Source organism: Streptomyces sp. NPDC047917 (assembly GCF_043204345.1).
Classification (GTDB): Bacteria; Actinomycetota; Actinomycetes; order Streptomycetales; family Streptomycetaceae; genus Streptomyces; species Streptomyces sanglieri.
Genome location: NZ_JBIDCA010000013.1, coordinates 151,127 through 168,858, shown reverse-complemented (window position 1 = coordinate 168,858; position 17,732 = coordinate 151,127). Strand labels below are relative to the sequence as shown.

Below are 17,732 nucleotides of genomic sequence, written 5' to 3'. Positions count from 1 at the left end.
GGGTGGGCACATGCGGGGTCTCGTACTGCGGCTGGCCGGGCTCAATGCCGGGGCGGAGAGCGCCATGCGGCTGATCGGCTTCTTCGACACCCTCGTCGAACAGCGGCTGGGGCTCGACGGGGTGCTGGGGACGGCAGCCCGGGTCGCCGGGTGTCCGGTCGGTCTGGCCGGGCCCGGTTCCGACGGTCTGGCAGCCCGGCCGGACGGCGGTACCCGGCCGGGCGGGCCACCTCCGGGCGCGGCCGTACGGGAGCTGCGTGGCGGGCAGTGTGCCTGGCTGGCACGCGAGGGTGGGTCCCAGCCCCTGGACGGGTTGTTCCTGGAGCGGCTGGCACTGGCCTGCGACACCGTGCTGAGCCGTCGGGGAAGTGAGGCGGTGCCGCTCGACCCGGCGCTGCTGGAGACTGCCATCAGCTCCACCGCCCCGCTGCCCGAGCGGGCACGCGCACTGCGTTTGCTGGGTTTCGCGCCTTCGGGCCCGTTCACTGTCCTGGCCGTCGACGGCGGGCACGGCCCGCAGGGGCTGGTGCCGGTCCTCGAACGGCTCCCCACCGCCCCGGCGGGGCGGCGCCGCACGGCCGCGCTGGGCCCGGTGCACGCGGTGGCCGTGGCGGGCCCGCTGCCCGAGCGGTTGCTCGCCCCAGCGGGCTTCCGGATCGGGGTCGGCCCCGAGGTCACGGCGACGGAGGCGCCGCGTTCCTGGGAGGGCGCGATGCGGGCGCTGCGGTTCGCGGGGACCTCGCGCTCGGATGCGGGGCTGGCCCCGGTCGCGGAGGAGCCCGCCATCTACCACTCCTCGCTCGGCGCCTTCGAGGTGCTCGCGAGGGAACTGTCCGGGCCGGCCATCGCGGGCATCGGGGACCTGGACGTCCTGGACGCGCTCGCGGCGGAACCGGGCAGCGGCACGGAGCTGCTGACCACCCTGGAGGTCCTGGTGCAGGCGGGTTCGCTGCGCGCGGCGGCGCGGGATCTGCACCTGCACCACAACTCGGTGGCCGTCCGGGTCGCCCGGGCGGAGGCCGCGCTCGGCTACGGACTGGGCGAGACGGTGGGCCGCTTCCGCCTCGCGCTGGCCCTCGCCCTGCGCCGGCTGCGGGACAACCCGGCGTAGCGCCGACCACGCAGGCGGCGCGGCGGAGAGCCAAGAGGACGGGGTGGAAGAGGAAGCGAAAGAAAAGACGGGGGCCGAGGAAGGGGAGGGAAGAGGAGGTCGCCGAACGGACGTGTCCCTGTCCCCTTCCTCTCCCCGGCGCAAGCCGCCAACCGGCTCGGACGGGGGCGGATCGCGCGCCACCCGGCTCATGACCCGGTCGGGGCGGCGGACACAGACTGACGGACGTCAGCAGCGGTTCTCCCGGGCGGTCCAGTTCTCCGTCCGGGGCCGCTCCGTGCCGTCCGCCGGAGGCCCCCGTGCCCCTTCCCCTGCCCGTGGATCCCGAACTCGCCCCGTGGCTCGCCCTGCTGCCCGCTCTCGATGTCGGTGATGCCGCCGCCGCGCGGGCCACCGTCGAGGCGATGGGCGCCGCCGCGCCGCCCTTCGTCGTCCCCGTGGGCGTCGAGGCGAGCGCGCACCGCGTTCCGGGGGCGCCGGACGCCCCCGACGTTCCGTTGACGGTCTTCCGTCCGACAGGGACCGGGACCGCGCTGCCCGCCGTGCTCCATGTGCACGGCGGCGGGTTCATCCTGGAGGAGGGGGACGGGGACCGGGCCCTCGCCGCGCGCTGGGCGGCCGACCTGGGTGCCGTTGTCGTCTGCGTACGTTACCGCCTGGCTCCCGAGCACCCCTATCCGGCCGCCACCGACGACTGTTACGCGGCTCTGGAGTGGCTGGCCGGGAACACCGCGGGTCTGGGGGTGGACCCGGCCCGGATCGCCGTCGCGGGGATCAGTGCCGGGGGCGGTCTGGCCGCCGCACTCGCCCTGCTGGCCAGGGACCGCGGCGGACCGGCGCTGTGCTTCCAGTTGCTGGACATACCCGAACTGGACGACCGCCTGGAGACACCCTCGATGCGGGAGTTCACCGGCACACCGGTGTGGAACCGTCCCAACGCCGTACACAGCTGGCGGGCCTATCTCGGGGCGGACCGCGACCCCGGCGCCCCGGTACCGGCCTATGCCGCGCCCGCCCGTGCCGAGGACCTGACGGGGCTTCCGCCCGCGTACGTCGCGGTCAGCGACCTCGATCCGCTGCGCGACGAGGGCCTCGACTACGCCCGGCGTCTCGTACAGGCCGGTGTTCCCACCGAACTGCACCTGTTTCCCGGCACCTTCCACGGCGCGGCGGGCTTCGTGCCCGACACCGCCGTGACCCGCCGCATGACCGAGGGCGCGCTGGGCGCGCTGCGCCGCGGCCTCTCCGCCTGACGGCACCCCACTCCCCCGCAAGGAGCCGCACATGACCGACTCAGCAACCTCCGTGCCGGAGTACGACGCACTCGTCGTCGGCGCCGGATTCGGCGGCCTCTACGCCCTGTACCGGCTGCGCGCGCACGGGTTCAGCTGCCACGCCTTCGAGACGGGCGACGACGTCGGCGGCACGTGGTACTGGAACCGCTATCCAGGAGCCCGCTGCGACGTCGAGAGCCTGGACTACTGCTACTCGTTCTCCCCCGAGCTGCACGCGGAGTGGGACTGGTCCGAACGCTTCGCCACCCAGCCCGAGATCCTGCGCTACGCCGGACACGTCGCGGACCGCTTCGACCTGCGGCCGATGATCTCCTTCAGGACCCGGGTGGCCTCGGCCGTCTGGGAGGAGGAGACCAGGACCTGGCTCCTGACCACCGATGACGGCTGCCGTGCCCGGGCGAGGTTCCTGGTCACCGCCGTGGGCTGCCTGTCCGCATCCCGCGTGCCCGACCTGCCCGGTCTCGGCAGCTTCGGCGGCGAGGTGCACCACACCGGCCGCTGGCCGCAGGCGGGCGTCGATCTGGCCGGCAAGCGCGCAGCCGTCATCGGCACCGGCTCCTCGGGCATTCAGGCCGTACCCGAACTCGCTGCGGAAGCACGTCACCTGACGGTATTTCAGCGAACGCCGAACTACAGCCTCCCGGCCCGCAACCGGCCTCTGTCGGGCCGGGAGAGCCGACGGGCCAAATCGGAGCTGGAGGAGTTGCGTACGTATGCCCGTTCCGGATTCTCCGGCTTCTACATCGCCTCCACCGGCCGCTCGGCCCTCGATGTGGGCGAGGAGGAGCGCCGGGCCGTCTTCGAACGCAAGTGGGCGATCGGCGGGACCGAGATCATGTCGGTCTTCAGCGACATACTGACGGACGGGAAGGCCAACGAGCACCTCGCCGAGTTCGTCCGCGAGAAGATCCGGGACGCCGTGGACGACCCGGAGACGGCACAAAAGCTCGTTCCCCTGGACTACCCCATCGGCGCCAAGCGCATCTGCGTCGACACGGGATACTTCTCCACGTACAACCGGGAGAACGTCGACCTCGTCGACCTGCGGGCCGAACCGCTCGTGGAGATCACCGGGAACGGCATCCGCACCGAAGCCGGCACCTACCCGGCCGACGTGCTGGTGCTGGCCACCGGTTTCGACGCCATGACCGGGCCGCTCACCCGTATCGACATCCGCGGGTCGGGCGGCCGGGCCCTGAAGGAGCAGTGGGCCTCGGGACCGCGCAGCTACCTGGGCCTCGCGGTGGCCGGCTTCCCCAACCTGCTGACGGTCACCGGACCGGGGAGCCCGTCGGTGCTGGTCAACATGGTGCGGGCGGTCGAGCAGCACGTCGACTGGATCGTGGACTGTCTGCGGTGGCTGCGCGAGGACGGGGTGGACCGGATCGAGGCGCGGCCCGAGGCACAGGACTCCTGGGTCGCCCATGTCAACGAGGTCGCCGACACGACCCTCTACCCGCGCGCCGATTCCTGGTACGTGGGTGCCAACGTGGAGGGAAAGGCACGGGTGTTCATGCCGTACGCGGGTGGGCTCAACCACTACCGGGAACGGTGCGAGGAAGTCGCGCGGTCCGGCTACCGGGGCTTCGCTCTCGGTACGGGGGGCTCGGCATGAGGCGGGACACACTGAGGCTGGACGGGCGCTCCGTCGTCGTCACCGGCGCGGGCCGGGGCCTCGGCCGGGCCTACGCCCTGGATCTCGCGAGGCGCGGCGCCCGTGTCGTCGTCAACGACCTGGGGACGGCTACGGACGGCACTGGGAGCCAGGACGCGGGCCCGGCGGCGCAGGTCGTCGAGGAGATCCGGGCGGCCGGCGGAACAGCCGTCGCGAGCACCGCGGACGCGAGCGGCGTCGAGGGGACGCGCTCCCTGATCGCTCTGGCACGTGCCGAGTTCGGATCGGTCGACGGGATCGTGGCGAACGCCGGAATCTACCGGCCGGGACTGGACTTCACCGACATCGACGAGGCGCTGCTGGAGCGGATGACGGCCATTCACTCCCTCGGCGCCTGGCGACTGGTACGGGCCGCCTGGCCCCACTTCACGGAACGCGGCCGGGGCCGGATCGTCCTGGTCACCTCGGCGGCGGGTCTCTACGGCATGGCGGGGAACGCCGCGTACTCCCTGCTCAAGGCGGGGATCGTGGGGCTGACACGGACACTGGCCGCCGAGGGCGCCGCGTACGGCATCCGCGTCAATGCCGTGGCCCCGGTGGCCTGGTCGCGGATGTCGGCGGCGACCGAGGGCGTCCCGCCGGAGGTGCTGGAGCGGATGCGGGAGGAGGCGCCGCCCGAGGCGGTCGCGCCGGTGGTGGCCGCGCTGCTCGCGGACGGGGTGCCGGTCACGGGCGAGGTGCTGAGCGCCGGGCGCGACCGGGTGGGTCGGGTACTGACGGGTGAGACCCCGGGCATACGCTCGGCGGACGGCGGTCCGCTGCTCGCGCAGGACCTCACCGAGCGGATCGACGAGCTCCTGTCCGTGGACGGGACGGTGTACCCGGCCTCGGCACACGAGACTCCCTGATCGCTCCGGTCTCCCCGAGTGGGGTCGTGGGGCGGGTGGGCGGCAGGGGATTCCTCCGCGCCGCCCGTCCCGGCACACAGGCTCGGACCTCTCCGGCGAGGAACCGACGGGCGCCGCGCAGGGCCGTACGGAGCCGGCGCCGGGCGGCGCGGCTGTCGAGGCGGATGTCGGGCCCTCCGGGAAGAGTGCTGCCCGCCCGCCGGCCCGAGGGCAGGCGTGAGGCGTCGAGCCCGTCGGGCCGCGCGACGGGAGTGCCCGGTTCCCCGGCGTCGCGAGTGCCCAGTTCATGGCACGCCGACCACCCGGAGTGTCATGACGCGCCACGGCAGGGGGTCCTCCCTCCGGCCGTGACACCCGGGTTCCGGTTCCCGGCGGCCCGACCGGGCATGCGCACCCCAGGCAGAGAATTTTGCACATCACGCAAATTTGCATAGCATGCACTTCATGAGTGCCGACAACCCCGCCAGCGCCGACGACACGGCCCTCGGGCTGCGCGAGCGCAAGAAGCGCGCGACGCGCAACGCGCTGGCGGACGCGGCACTGCGCATGGCCGCGGACCGCGGGATCGAGCACGTGACCGTGGAAGCGGTCACCGATGCGGTCGGCGTATCCGTGCGCACCTTCTTCAACTACTTCGCAGGCCTTGAGGACGCGATCACCCGCCCCGCCCAGGACAACGCCGAGCGGATCCGTCGGGCGGTGCTCGACGCGCCGGACGAACTCACGGCGCTCGATGCCCTGCGCGGGGCGATCGGCCAGGAGCTCGCCCACATCGAGGAGGACCACGAACGCTGGGAGCTCCAGATGGCGGTGCTCAGGACCAGCCCCTCGCTGCTGCCCGGCTTCCTGGCCGCCCGGGGTGCGGACGAGCGCGCGCTGATCGCCGCCGTGGCCGAGCGCCTCGGCCAGGATCCCGAGTCCGATCTCCACCCCAGGCTCCTCGCACACGTGACGCTCGCCGCCGTGCGCGCCGCCGTCGAGCTCTGGGTGGCCTCGGGCCGTACCCGTACGTTCCAGAGCATCTACCACGAGGCGTTCGCCTCACTGGCCGCCGGCCTGGGCGACTGAAGCACATTCGAAGGCCCCGCACCGGAGCCGTTCACCCGAGAATCCAGAGAATGAGGAACGCCAGCCGATGAGCGCTGCCGTCACACCCGAAGCCGGCACGGCCGGTGCGCCCGAGGGGGCCGCACCAGCCATGTCGCGTCGTCAGATACTCCAGGCCATGTCGGGCCTGATGGCCGGCATGTTCGTGGCCATCCTGGCGTCCACCGTGGTCTCCAACGCACTTCCCCGGATCATCGCCGACCTCAACGGCACCCAGTCCTCGTACACCTGGGTGGTCACCGCCGAGCTTCTGGCGATGACGGCGACCGTCCCGATCTGGGGCAAGCTGTCCGACCTGTACGACAAGAAGCTGCTCATCCAGCTGTCCCTCTCGATGTTCGTCGTCGGCTCGCTCGTCGCCGGCTTCTCGCACAGCGTCGGCCTGCTCATCGTGAGCCGTGTGGTCCAGGGCATCGGCGCGGGCGGCCTCACGGCGCTCGCCCAAGTCGTGATGGCCGCGATCATCCCGCCGCGTGAACTCGGCCGCTACTCCGGCATCTTCGGCGCCGTGTTCGCCGTCGGCACCGTCGCGGGGCCGCTCATCGGCGGTGTGCTCGTGGACACCTCCTGGCTGGGGTGGCGCTGGTGCTTCTTCATCGGCGTGCCGTTCGCTCTGCTGGCGATCGTGCTGCTCCAGCTCACCCTGAAGCTGCCCACAGTCCGCAGAGAAGTGAAGATCGACTATCTCGGCGCCGTCCTCATCATGAGCGGGGTCAGCGCACTGCTGCTCTGGGTGACCCTCGCCGGCAACCGGTTCGACTGGGCCTCGTGGCAGACCGCCGCACTGGTCACGGCCGGTGTGGTCCTGCTGCTCGCCGCGGTACTGGTCGAGTCCAAGGTCCAGGAACCGATCATCCCGCTGGACATCTTCCGCAACCGCACCGTGGCACTGACGACCGTGGCGAGCCTGCTGGTGGGCGTGGCCATGTTCGGTGGCACGGTGTTCCTCTCCCAGTACTTCCAGATCTCGCTCGGCAAGACGCCGACCGCGGCGGGCCTGATGAGCCTGCCGATGATCCTCGGTCTGATGATCTCCACGACCGTCGCCGGGCAGATCATCTCCGCCCGGGGCAAGTGGAAGGGCTTCCTGATCGCGGGCGGCATCATCATGACCGCGGGCATGGGCCTGCTGTCCACGATCAGCGCGGACTCCTCGTTCGGGCTGCTCAGCGTCTACATGGTGGTGCTCGGTGTGGGCGTCGGGATGCTGATGCAGAACCTGGTGCTGGCGGCCCAGAACGACGTACCCGCCTCGGAGCTGGGAGCGGCGACCTCGGTGCTGTCGTTCTTCCGCAGCCTCGGTGGAGCGATCGGCACGAGCGCGCTGGGTGCCGTGCTCAGTCACCGGGTGGCGAGCGAGATGGCCAAGGGCTTCGGTGGGGCGGCGGACAACGGGGGCGCCGGCCACGGCGTTCCCGACCTCTCCAAGCTTCCCGAACCGGCCCGGGAGATCGTCGAGCACGCGTACGGGGTCGCGACCGCGGATGTCTTCCTGATCGGAGCCCCCTTCGCGTTCCTCGCTCTGGTCGCAGTGCTGTTCATCAAGGAGAAGCCGCTCAAGACGCAGAGCGGCATGGAACGGCTCGCGCAGGAGAACGCCGCCGCGGCGGAGTCGACGCACTGATCCCGCAGGGGCGCCGAGGGCACCGGCCCGCACCGATCGGCCGATCGGTGCGGGCCGGTGCTCTCGGCCGTCAGTCGGTGGGAGAGGCCGGCCGGGCGCCCGACGGCGCTCCGCGGCTGATTTTCCTTCCGGTGGAGCGGTTGCCGATGAGCGCCTGCCGGATCTGTGCCGCGGTCGCCCGTGCGTGTTCCGAGGTGGAGATCGCCTCTGCCGTGGCGGGAACGAAGCGGTGGGCCGGCCGGCGGCAGTAGGGGCAGGGCCCTCCGTCGGCGAGGAGGTAGCCGTCCTCGCACGCCCGGTTCGAACAGCTGCCGGGGCATACGAGCGCCTCGGCGATCTCCTGGGGCGCCCAACGGCGACGGTTCTCCTCGTCGCGTTCATGGATCGCGTGCGACCAGCGGTTGCTCCAGCGCCTCTCGATACGGTCGAGGAGCTGGGCGGCCGTGCGGTGCTTGAGCTCCTCGAACAGGATGTCGGGCAGGGTGCGTGGAACCCGGTGCCCGAGCGCCTGGAGCAGCGGCTGGGGAAAGCCCTGCATGATGAAGCGGATCGGGTCGTTGCCCGGGCTCTGCTTCCACTGCTGGCAGTGGCAGGCTCCCCCGTCGGGCAGCGGGCCGTGGCAGCGGGTGCACAGTCCGCGGCAGTCCACGCAGATCCCGTCGTTGAGTCCGTCCAGGTGTGACGCGGGCGCTCTGCCGCATTCGCGGCAGCAGGCCGCGCACGGCCCGCACAGCCGCTCGTTGCCCTGCTGGGTCGTCCAGTTCCGCTGCTGACAGCGGCAGCACAGGCTGGTGTTGCAGTAGTCGCTGTGCTCGCCGTTGTGCCGGCCGAGGGGAGCGAAGGACATGGTGCTTCCTCTTTTCGTGCCCGCGCACGTATCGCTCCGTACAGACTACGGGCTGCCCCGCGGTGGCCGGTGGACAAGCGCTCAGGCGTCCTCCTCGATGAACCGGCGCAGTTCCCGGGCAAGTGCCGCCGGGTTGTCCATGGGGACCAGCGTGCCGGCCTCGGGGATCTCGACGTATCGCCCCCGCGGCAGCAGTTCGGCCAGGCGCCGGCCGGTCCTGTGCGGCATCATCCGGTCCTGCGCGCCCCAGGCCACCAGCGCCGGCCGGTCGAAGTGCCGCAGCCGTTCGGCGGCCCGCAGATAGGTGTCCTTCCTGGTGGAGCGCAGAAAGCGGGCGAGGTCCGCGCGGACGGCCCGGTCGGTGAGCAGCGGCCGGTACCAGCGGCGCACCCGCTCGTACGGGATCCCGTGCGCCGTCATGCCGCCCAGTGAGCTGCGCATCGACACCAGGAAGGGCACCCGGAACGACTGGAGCAGCAGGAACAGCCCGCCCGGCACCCGGCTCGCCGCCAGCAGGGTGCGGCCCTGGATGCCCGGCGGGTAGTTGTCGAGGGCTTCGCAGGAGGTGAGTACCAGCCGGGCGACGCGCTCGTCGCGCACGCCGGCCAGGAGCTGAGCGGTGCCCGCGTCGTTCTGGACCAGCGTGACCGCACGCAGGTCCAGCCGCTCCAGGAATTCGGCGAGCAGGTCCGCGACCCCCTGGGCCGACAGATCCGCCGACGGCCGCATCGGGCGGCGGTGACTGCCGAGCGGCAGGACGGGGACCACCACGCGGAAGTCCTCGCGCAGCTCCGCCACGATCGCGTCCCAGACCGATTCGTCGAAGGCGAGACCGTGGACGAGCACCACGGTCTCCCTCGCTCCGTCCCCGGTGCCCGCATGGACACCGGTGTCGGCATCGATTTCGGCATCGGTGTCGGTGTCGGTGTACTCGATGGTTCCGGCGCTCAGTTCGATCTCCGGCATCGCGTGGCCTCCCCATGACCGTGACTTGATAGACCGATCTAGTGAGAGACTATCCGGCATGAGGACCACCGGCGACACCAGGCAGCGGATCGTCACCGCCGCCACCGAACTCTTCCGGCGGCAGGGCTACGCGGCGACCGGCATGAAGCAGATCGTCGCGGCGGCCGGGGCTCCGTACGGCTCGGCGTACCACTTCTTCCCGGGTGGCAAGGGCCAGCTCGGCGAGGAGGTGATCCGTACCTCCGGAGCCGCGTATCTGGAGCTGATCGGCGGTCTGTTCGCCGACCCCGAGGCGGATCCGGCAGCCGCCACCGCCGCCGCCTTCACCGGCGCGGCCGAGACTCTCCGGGAACTGGACTTCACCGACCCGTGCCCGATCGCCACCGTGGCGCTGGAGGTCGCCAGTACGCACGAGGGGCTGCGTCGCGCGACGGCGGACGTCTTCGCCTCGTGGGTCGACGCCCTCGCCGCCTTCTACGCCGGGGCGGGCATCGAGGCGCAGACCGCCCGGGACACCGCCGGTTCGGTGATCGCCCTGCTGGAAGGGGCCTTCATGCTCGGCCGCGCGGCCCACGACACGGCTCCGGTCCTCGCGGCGGCCAGGGCATCCGCCGCGATCGTCCGCGACGCCCTGGGCCCGGCCGGGTAGCGTCGGGCCCCGACGGAGTCGTCCGGCCGTCAGGTGGTGGCCGGGAACAGGTCTTCCTGCTGCCGGCCCAACTGCTCGACACCGGCACCCGGCACCCGGCACTGGTGGACACTCCGACCGGCCTGCTCGGCCGATGCCCGACAGGGCCGCGTCCGTTTTCCGCCAGCACCGGGACGGGCGGCTGCGGATGCTGGAGCCATGACCACGACTTACGAGGTGCGGGCCATCGACCCCACCGTACTGAAGCAGCTTCGGGAGCGGGACGACGCCGGTCGTGCCCGGACGCCCGTCACCGATCCTGAGGGCGGTGCCCCGCTGCGCTGCTGTCTGCGGCACAGCGAGGCGGGTGAGCGGATCGTCCTCGTCTCGTACGCGCCGTTGCGGCGCTGGGCGGCGATGACGGATGCCGAGCCAGGCCCGTACGACGAGTGCGGTCCGGTCTTCGTCCACGCCGACGAGTGCGACGGACCCGGTTCCGGCACCGGCTACCCGGTCGAACTCCACGGTGCCCGCCGGGTGTTGCGCGCCTACGACGGCCAGGGACGCATCCTCGGCGGGCGGCTGATCGAGATCCCGAAGGAGCGGGCGGCCGAGGTGGACGACGCGCTGCACGAGGTCTTCTCCGATCCGCAAGTGGCCCTCGTGCACGTCCGTGCGGTCGAATTCGGCTGTTTCATGGTCGAGGCACGGCGCCGGTAGACGAGGCGGAGAGTGCTGCTCCGCACAGCCGCGCGGCCGGGTGGGCGAGTGTCCGGCCGTCCCTGCGGAGCGGGTGGCGGCCGAGGTCGTCGCCCGGGCCCGGCAGCCGGAATCATGCGCCTGCACCGCCGACAGCGCGGGCACATGTTTCCGGCGCCGCTGGGGGTGAGGAGCACTCGGGTCTGCGACAGCCTCGTCCGCCGACGCTGCGCAGTAACTCCACCTCCCCAGCGGCACGACCAGCCTGCCGCACGAAACGGCGCCTCGGCGTGCGTTGAACCGCAGGTCGGTACACGTATCTGTGCCGCCGGACCCGTCTCACCCCGATGGCGTCGGCATACGTACCGGCGAGGTGGCAGAGGTACGTACGACTGCGGGGCGCGACCGTGACTCGTCCTCGTCCGGGTCCGAGCCCGCTCGCCGCTCATCGGCCCGCCGTGGATATTGGGTGGCCGGCACGACCGCCGGTGGTGATGATCACGGCATGCATGTCTTCCTGGAGACCGAGCAGCTGGTGCTGCGCCCGTTCACCGACACCAGCAGCGACGTAGATCTTCTGTTCGCGCTGGACAACGACCCCGATGTCATGCGCTTCATCAACGGCGGCCGGCCGACAAGCCGTGAGGCGATCCGGGCACAGACTCTGCCGCGGCTCCTCCACGACCATCCGTGCTTCGGTACCCGTGGCTACTGGGCCGCCGACGAGAAGGCCACCGGGACGTTCCTGGGCTGGTTCGCGTTGCGCCCGGTCGATGAGCAGAGCCCGTTCGTGGTCGAGCTCGGCTACCGGCTGAACAAGGCGGCCTGGGGCAAGGGGTACGCCACCCAGGGGTCGCGGGCCCTGATCGACAAGGGGTTCACGGATCTCGGGGTACAGCGGGTCACCGCGAACACGATGGCGGTGAACACCCGGTCCCGGCGTGTGATGGAGAAGGCCGGCCTGTCGTTCCTCCGGACCTTCACCGAGGACTGGCCGGAGACGATCCCGGGTTCCGAGCACGGTGACGTCGAGTACGACCTCGTCCGGGCCGACTGGGAGCGGGAGCGGCGCCGGTAGCCGTCGCCGATGTGCCGCTTCGGCCGGCGGACGGGGCAGCCGGGAGCCGGCGGCCCGTCAGCGGTTCGCCATGTTCAGCGGTTCGTCGGGATCAGCGGTTCGCCATGTACAGAGGTTCGTCGGGATCAGTCCGTGGCCGCGCCGTCGTGGTCCTCGGACTGCTGCCGGGCGCGGCTGAACTCACCGGTGCCGACCCGGGCGGCGAGGGTGTCGTCGGGGCCGGAGAGCAGGGAGCCGTAACCGGTGGCGGCCCACAGGCTGCGTTCGGCGGGCACCTCGAAATAGGGGACGGTGCGGCCCCGGTCCCGGACCGCGAGCACCTGCGGCGAGCGGCGGGCGCGCAGGGCCTGGCCGCAGTCCTCGCAGACGGCGACATCCACCCGTTCCCGGCGGCCGAGCGGGCGCCAGGTGGTCCGGCGGACGGCCGTGCCGTGCCGGGGGTCGAAGAAGCACAGGGGGAGGCCGGGGGCCGGGACCAGTGCGGAGCGTCCTTCCTCGACCAGGGCCAGCACTCCGACCAGGTCGGGGAGGCCCCGAGCCGCGTCCAGCACCCGGCCGGCCGCGTCGTAGGCGTCCAGGGCACGGCTCAGGCCCGGGGTGTCGGCACCGTCGGCCTGGTCCACGGCCTCGCCCAGGGCGAGCAGCTCGGCGGCGGCCCGGCGGCGCAGCCCCGCCTCGTCGGCGGCCTGGTCGGCGGCGAAGACGGCGTCGGGGAAGCTGAAGACGGTGTGCCGGGGCGAGCGGCGGCGGCGCACCACGAAGGCGGCGCCGGCGACGGCGAGGACCAGCACCGCGACGACCGTGAGCAGGGTTGTCGAGCCGCCGCCGGAGGCGTGCTCCTCGTCCTTCGGCCGGGCCGAGTACTCCTTGTCGATCCTGGCGGTCTCGGCCTCGTAGACCTCGGTGCCGTTGCCGGCCTTGATCAGTTCCACGGCCTTGGCGACCCGGGCGGCGAGGCCGGCGTCGTCGAGTTCCTTGAGGAAGCCGACGGCGGAGACGGCGTCGCGGGTCTGGTGGGTGTCGGTCGGCCACTCGGTGCCGTTGAGCCACTTCCCGTACTCGTCGGTGGTGATCAGGATCAGCTTCTGCTCGCCGAGCCGTTCCTTGACCACCGCGGCGAGGGTGCGGGCGTCGCCGTCGAAGGCGTCGCCCTTCTTCAGGGGGACCAGCACCACCTTGATCGGCAGGCCGGTCGCGGCGATCCGGTCGACGAGGGCCTGCTCCTGGGCCGGGTCGACCGCGGCCGCGTAGGACGGGTCGACGTGGACGGGGTCCTTGGCCAGCGACTCGGCGATCGTCGCGGCGGTCGGTCCCGTACCTGCGGTCGCCGCCCGGGCGGGGGCGCCGGTGCCGAGCAGACAGGTGCAGGCCAGCAGCAGCGCGGTCAGCAGTCCGGCGGCGCGGCCCCGGAGGGCGCCGACCGGTCGGACGCTGCTCGGGCAGAAGCTGCCCGGGCGGTCGCTGCTCAGGTGGTCGCTGGTCGACCGGTCGCCGGTCGGGCGGTGACGGGTCGGTCGGTCACTGGACACTGGCGGACTCCCTGGCCCTGAGGATGAGTGCTTCGAGCCCTTCGCGGGCGGCCGGCAGGACCTGCCCGGCCTCGTCCCAGGCGGTCCGGGAACGGCTGTCCGCGCCAGGCAGGCTCAGCAGCCGTTCCGCGGCTTCCCGTTCGCGGGCGGCCCGGTCGGCGGTGCTGCGGCCGGCGCCGCTGCCGCGGAGGGCGTGGTGGCAGGCGGGACACAGTCGTGCGGGCCTGGGGCCGATGCCGATGTCGGCGAGCCATCCGGGGGCCTTGCCCCCGGTGGCCGCGCCGTGCAGCGGGTTGAGCCGGCAGAGGCTGGGATCGGATTGCCCCTGGAGGGCGGCGAGCCCGGCCCGGGCGAGCACCGCGACGGCGGCCAGGTTGCCCGCCTCCGTGGTGACGTCCGGGTGCTCGTCACCGGAGTCGGCCAGCAGTCCGGCTGCGTCCAGGCAGTCCCAGGCGCGGGCGCGGCCGGGCGCGTCCTGGTCGGCGGCGGCCAGCTGCCCGGTGAGTTCGCGGACGTCGGCGGTGGCCCAGGAGCGCAGTTGCCGGACGGACGGCAGCGCTGTGGCGTGCCCGGGTCCGGAGTGCTGCGGCGGCGGCGAGGGGTCGGCCGCGCCCGCGCGGCGGGAACGCAGCACGGCCCGGGCGACGGCGATCACCAGCCAGGCGATCAGCAGCAGCACGCCCAGCAGCATCGTTCCGAGCATGAGCCCGGGGCCGAAGTCGCTGCTGAACAGGGCGGGCAGCCGGTTGTCATGGAGCGGGGGAAGCTCGGTGTCCTGGGGCACCGAGTCGTAGCCCTGCTCCGGCCGGGCGGCGGCGACGGCGTCCAGGGTCTGGTCCAGGCGCGGCACGATCCGCAGGTCGCCGTCCCTGCGGTACTCCGGGTAGCGGACGCCGGACGGCAGACGCATGAAGCGGCGTGAGGAGTCCTGGTCGGTGCCGAAGGTCTCCAGGTCGATCCGGCCGGACACCGGGTCGATCAGCACGTAGACGCCGTTCTGGCCGGTGCGTTGGTGGACCCGGGCGAGCAGGGTGCTGCTGATGCCGCCGCTCTCGTCGTCGCTGCCGGTCGTCGTGACCAGTACGTGCACCGGGCCCCTGGGGGCGAGTTCGGCGATCCGCTGCCGGATCGTGGGGAGGTCGGCGGCGGTCAGCACGTACGCGGTGGACGGGTCCTGGTAGACCGGTCCGGCGGCGAGCCCGGCGGCTGCTTCCTCCACCCGTGCGTTCAGGTCGTCCTGGGTGACTTCGAGATACGGGCTGTCGACGGTCTGCGGGAAGACGGTGGGCGCGGCCAGCACCACGGCGACCGCGGCGGCCACCGTGGCCACCGCCGTCACGGGAAGCACACCGCGTCGTCGGGAGGCGGGCCAAGTGGTACGGGCCGGGGCCTTCGACTTCGCAGCGGTCTTGCCGGACCCCTTGCCCGATCCCGTACCGGATGTCTTGCCCGATCCCGTACCTGACCCCTTGCCCGATCCCTTGCCCTGGTCCGTTCCGGAATCCTCGCCGGATCCCTTCCTGGATCCCTTCCCGGGTCCCTTCCCGGGTCCCTTCCCGGAGTCCTTCTCCAGGCGGACGGCCGGGGCCCGCGAGCCGGTTGCCCTCTTCGGGCCGGTCGGCTCCGGCCGGTCGGAACGGCGGCGGGAGAGCCGGATACCGAGGGCCAGGACCAGGCCGGGGATCACCACCACGGCCAGGCCGAGCAGCAGGTTCTGGTTCTGCCGGTCGGTGGAGCTGATGTACAGGTCGGGCGAGCCGTCCTCGTGGTAGCGGTCGTACAGCTCGTCGGCCCTGGCCGCGGCCCGGTCGTGGCCGGAGGCGATCGCGTCGGCGAAGGACTCGAACGCGGCGAGCGGGCCGGCCCCGTACGGGGTGCCGTACAGGGCGATGCGGCCGGCCTCCTCGACCGGGACGTCGACGCCGAACGCGGAGGCGGTGATGCGGCTGTGGTCGCTGATCAGCACATACAGCCCGTCCTCGCCGAGCCGGTCGTGCACCAGGCCGAGCAGCGTGGCGTCCCCCGCGGGCAGCGCCAGCACATAGGTGGGCACGCCGGTGCGCTCGGCGAGGGCGGCGATGTCCGGGGCGAGTGAACGGGGCAGTCTGCGCGGACGGTCGGCCGAGACGTAGACCGGGTTCCGGCGCAGCTCCGCGGCCAGGTGCTCGGACTGGGTCGCGCCGTCGGCGGGCCGACCGCCCGGCGTGGTGGTGGCGGTCACCCCGGGCGCTGCCGTGACACCCGGCGCGGTGCCCGGTTCGGCCGCGACGGCCGTTCCGGCGCTGCCGAGCAGCACGAGCGACGCGAGTGCCGTGCCCACCCGGGCCCCGAACGTCCCGCTCCGCCTCCGTATCCCTGACAGCGTCCGCATCGGCGCCTCCCCCTGGTTCGGCCGGTCACTCTACCGGCGCCGGGTTCCGATGCGTACGGATACCTCCTGGTCCGGGCGGCGCGGGGCGGTCGGACCGGCGGCGACAGGGGCGGCGCGGGGAAGACGGCCGGGGTCGCGGCCCGGCCCTGCCCCGTCTCCCGCCCCACTCTTCGCTCTCTCTGCGCCCCCTCCCGCGCCCCCTCTTCGCCCCGTCCGTCGTCGGAGCCCGGCGGCCGGCGAAGGTGTCGTCGCCGGCCGCCTCAACGAGTGGTGCCGGACGGCGCCCGAAGGCAGGTACCGCGTTCGTCCCCGGTCGCCTCAACGAGTGGCGTCGGACGGCACCGAAGGCAGGTACCGCGGTGCCCGCCAGGCGTCCAGCCGCCGTTCCACCGCCGCCCCCAGCGACAGCAGCTCGGCGTCCTGGCGGTCGCCGGCCATCAGGAGCAGGCCGACCGGCAGCTCGCCGACGAACCCGGCGGGCAACGACAGCGAGGGGTACCCGGCGACGGCGGCCGGGGTGGAGGACGGGATCACGTCGTTGTCGCCCCGGGCGCAGTCGGTCGTCCAGGCGGGCGGGTTCGCCGGGGAGGCGATGGCGTCCAGGTCGTGGGCGGCCATGGTCTCGTCGATGGAGCGCCGGGACAGGTCCTTCAGCTCGGCGCGTGCGGCCCGGTGGACCGGATCCGTGGTCGGCGGCGCGACCAGGGCCTGCTCGAACAGCTCCTGCCCGGCGAAGCAGGTCCGCTCGGCCGGGTGCGTGCGGTTGAATCCGACCAGCCCGGCGAGGTCGCGAGGCCCGTTGCGGGTGGCCAGATAGGCGTCGATGTCCCGGTGGAACTCGCTCAGCAACGCCGGGAACTCAAGTTCCGCGAGCCTGTCCTGGTACGGCGGGGTCACCTCGACGACCTCGGCCCCGGCGGCACGCAGTCGCGCAGCGGTCCGGGTCATCAGCGCGTCCGTCCCGGCGCCGAGCGAGGGGAGCCGCCACAGTCCGATCCGCTTGCCGCGCAGACCGGCGGGTCGCGGGGCCCCGTCCGTGAGGCCGAGGGCGCGCGCGGCGTCGCCGCCGCTGAGCACCGAGAGGGTGATCGCGGTGTCGATGACGTTGCGCGCCATGGGCCCGGCCGTGTCCTGCTCGGCGGAGATCGGGACGACGCCCGACTGGCTGACCAGTCCGAGGCTGGGCTTGTGGCCGACGATCCCGTTCATCCCGGCCGGGCACACGATGGAACCGTCCGTCTCGGTACCGATCGCCACCTGCGCCAGCGACGCGGCGAGCGCGGCGGCCGATCCGGAGGACGATCCGCACGGATTCCGGTCCAGGACGTACGGGTTGTTCGTCTGCCCGCCCACCGCCGACCAGCCCGACGTCGGTTTCGCCGCGCGGAAGTTGGCCCATTCGGACAGGTTGGTCTTGCCGAGGATCACCGCGCCTGCCGCGCGCAGCTTCACGACCAGGTCCGCGTCCGTGTACGGCGGGCTCCCGGCCAGTGCCGTCGACCCGGCCGTCGTCGGCATGTCGCGGGTGTTCACGTTGTCCTTCAGCAGGACGGGGATGCCGTCGAGCGGACCGCGGACCTTCCCGAGGCGGTGCCTGACGTCGCTGGCGGCCGCCTGGCGCAGGGCCGTCGGGCTGGTGCGCAGCACCGCGTGGATCTTCGGGTCGACGGCCTTGATCCGCCGGAGGTACGACAGGGTCAGCTCCGACGAGGTCAGGGCCCCCCGGTTCATGCGTTCCTGCAGCTCGGGGATCGTCACCGTGTCCAGGTCCACTCCGCGCAGGAGCGTCGGCCCGGAGTCGGCGGCCACCGCGGGCTGCCCCGGCACACCCGTCGCCAGCAGGGGTGCCGCGGCCAGGGCCGCGGTCAGGGCCGCAATGCTTCGCTTCTTCATGGGAACAGCCCATTCCAGGAGGATCCGCGGGCGCAAGAGACTTCTGCGCCTCCTTTCGCGT

14 protein-coding genes are annotated in these 17,732 nt (G+C 72.7%); 9 read left to right on the top strand and 5 right to left on the bottom strand.

Annotated features, from left to right (window positions below; all coding sequences use genetic code 11):
- Nucleotides 1-10 precede the first annotated feature (10 nt).
- The 6 genes from ACGF8B_RS30305 (at nt 11) to ACGF8B_RS30280 (ending at nt 7,660) form a co-directional block, all read left to right on the top strand.
- Nucleotides 11-1,111: a helix-turn-helix domain-containing protein gene (locus ACGF8B_RS30305; RefSeq protein WP_392744973.1), complete on the top strand. Its 1,101-nt coding sequence runs from the start codon at nt 11-13 to the stop codon at nt 1,109-1,111.
- A gap of 299 nt (nt 1,112-1,410) precedes the next feature.
- Complete coding sequence (locus tag ACGF8B_RS30300; protein WP_392744971.1) at nt 1,411-2,364, top strand: alpha/beta hydrolase; 954 nt, start codon at nt 1,411-1,413, stop codon at nt 2,362-2,364.
- Nucleotides 2,365-2,395: 31 nt separating this feature from the next.
- On the top strand, nt 2,396-4,021 hold the full coding sequence (locus tag ACGF8B_RS30295; protein WP_392744970.1) for a flavin-containing monooxygenase: 1,626 nt from the start codon (nt 2,396-2,398) through the stop codon (nt 4,019-4,021).
- Nucleotides 4,018-4,929 (top strand): SDR family NAD(P)-dependent oxidoreductase, encoded by a 912-nt coding sequence (locus ACGF8B_RS30290; RefSeq protein WP_392744967.1) that lies wholly within the window; start codon nt 4,018-4,020, stop codon nt 4,927-4,929. The genes ACGF8B_RS30295 and ACGF8B_RS30290 overlap by 4 nt, the downstream gene beginning before the upstream one ends.
- A gap of 435 nt (nt 4,930-5,364) precedes the next feature.
- Nucleotides 5,365-5,997 carry a TetR/AcrR family transcriptional regulator gene (locus ACGF8B_RS30285; RefSeq protein WP_392744964.1) on the top strand — a complete coding sequence of 211 codons (633 nt, stop codon included), beginning with the start codon at nt 5,365-5,367 and terminating at the stop codon, nt 5,995-5,997.
- Between the two features lie 67 nt (nt 5,998-6,064).
- Nucleotides 6,065-7,660, top strand: coding sequence for an MDR family MFS transporter (locus ACGF8B_RS30280; protein WP_392744962.1), 1,596 nt, complete (start codon nt 6,065-6,067; stop codon nt 7,658-7,660).
- Nucleotides 7,661-7,730: 70 nt separating this feature from the next.
- Here the strand turns inward: ACGF8B_RS30280 and ACGF8B_RS30275 are convergent, their stop codons facing one another.
- Nucleotides 7,731-8,507, bottom strand: a complete 777-nt coding sequence (locus tag ACGF8B_RS30275) for a hypothetical protein (protein WP_392744960.1) — start codon at nt 8,505-8,507, stop codon at nt 7,731-7,733.
- Nucleotides 8,508-8,588: 81 nt separating this feature from the next.
- The gene (locus tag ACGF8B_RS30270) at nt 8,589-9,473 is read right to left on the bottom strand and encodes an alpha/beta fold hydrolase (protein ID WP_392744958.1); all 885 of its coding nucleotides are present in this window, start codon (nt 9,471-9,473) and stop codon (nt 8,589-8,591) included.
- 58 nt (nt 9,474-9,531) lie between these two features.
- On the opposite strand from ACGF8B_RS30270, the gene ACGF8B_RS30265 reads away from it, so the two are divergent.
- From ACGF8B_RS30265 to ACGF8B_RS30255, 3 genes are all read left to right on the top strand, one after another.
- Nucleotides 9,532-10,122: a TetR/AcrR family transcriptional regulator gene (locus tag ACGF8B_RS30265; protein WP_392744956.1), complete on the top strand. Its 591-nt coding sequence runs from the start codon at nt 9,532-9,534 to the stop codon at nt 10,120-10,122.
- A 198-nt stretch (nt 10,123-10,320) separates the two neighbouring features.
- Nucleotides 10,321-10,821: a DUF1203 domain-containing protein gene (locus tag ACGF8B_RS30260; RefSeq protein WP_392744954.1), complete on the top strand. Its 501-nt coding sequence runs from the start codon at nt 10,321-10,323 to the stop codon at nt 10,819-10,821.
- Nucleotides 10,822-11,305: 484 nt separating this feature from the next.
- A complete protein-coding gene (locus tag ACGF8B_RS30255; protein WP_392745298.1) occupies nt 11,306-11,878 on the top strand; it encodes a GNAT family N-acetyltransferase in 573 nt (190 codons plus the stop codon).
- Nucleotides 11,879-12,003: 125 nt separating this feature from the next.
- Here the strand turns inward: ACGF8B_RS30255 and ACGF8B_RS30250 are convergent, their stop codons facing one another.
- The 3 genes from ACGF8B_RS30250 to ACGF8B_RS30240 form a co-directional block, all read right to left on the bottom strand.
- The gene (locus ACGF8B_RS30250; protein WP_392744951.1) at nt 12,004-13,407 is read right to left on the bottom strand and encodes a hypothetical protein; all 1,404 of its coding nucleotides are present in this window, start codon (nt 13,405-13,407) and stop codon (nt 12,004-12,006) included.
- Nucleotides 13,397-15,778 (bottom strand): hypothetical protein, encoded by a 2,382-nt coding sequence (locus ACGF8B_RS30245; protein WP_392744948.1) that lies wholly within the window; start codon nt 15,776-15,778, stop codon nt 13,397-13,399. Before ACGF8B_RS30245 ends, ACGF8B_RS30250 begins: the two co-directional genes overlap by 11 nt.
- Nucleotides 15,779-16,096: 318 nt before the next feature.
- Nucleotides 16,097-17,671: an amidase family protein gene (locus ACGF8B_RS30240; RefSeq protein ID WP_392744945.1), complete on the bottom strand. Its 1,575-nt coding sequence runs from the start codon at nt 17,669-17,671 to the stop codon at nt 16,097-16,099.
- Between the last annotated feature and the right edge of the window lie 61 nt (nt 17,672-17,732).

Coding starts and splice junctions, on each gene's coding strand:
- ACGF8B_RS30260 (WP_392744954.1), top strand. CDS start 10,321: ATGACCACGACTTACGAGGTGCGGGCCATCGACCCCACCGTACTGAAG.
- ACGF8B_RS30275 (WP_392744960.1), bottom strand. CDS start 8,507: ATGTCCTTCGCTCCCCTCGGCCGGCACAACGGCGAGCACAGCGACTAC.
- ACGF8B_RS30280 (WP_392744962.1), top strand. CDS start 6,065: ATGAGCGCTGCCGTCACACCCGAAGCCGGCACGGCCGGTGCGCCCGAG.
- ACGF8B_RS30270 (WP_392744958.1), bottom strand. CDS start 9,473: ATGCCGGAGATCGAACTGAGCGCCGGAACCATCGAGTACACCGACACC.
- ACGF8B_RS30305 (WP_392744973.1), top strand. CDS start 11: ATGCGGGGTCTCGTACTGCGGCTGGCCGGGCTCAATGCCGGGGCGGAG.
- ACGF8B_RS30255 (WP_392745298.1), top strand. CDS start 11,306: ATGCATGTCTTCCTGGAGACCGAGCAGCTGGTGCTGCGCCCGTTCACC.
- ACGF8B_RS30240 (WP_392744945.1), bottom strand. CDS start 17,671: ATGAAGAAGCGAAGCATTGCGGCCCTGACCGCGGCCCTGGCCGCGGCA.
- ACGF8B_RS30245 (WP_392744948.1), bottom strand. CDS start 15,778: ATGCGGACGCTGTCAGGGATACGGAGGCGGAGCGGGACGTTCGGGGCC.
- ACGF8B_RS30285 (WP_392744964.1), top strand. CDS start 5,365: ATGCACTTCATGAGTGCCGACAACCCCGCCAGCGCCGACGACACGGCC.
- ACGF8B_RS30265 (WP_392744956.1), top strand. CDS start 9,532: ATGAGGACCACCGGCGACACCAGGCAGCGGATCGTCACCGCCGCCACC.
- ACGF8B_RS30290 (WP_392744967.1), top strand. CDS start 4,018: ATGAGGCGGGACACACTGAGGCTGGACGGGCGCTCCGTCGTCGTCACC.
- ACGF8B_RS30295 (WP_392744970.1), top strand. CDS start 2,396: ATGACCGACTCAGCAACCTCCGTGCCGGAGTACGACGCACTCGTCGTC.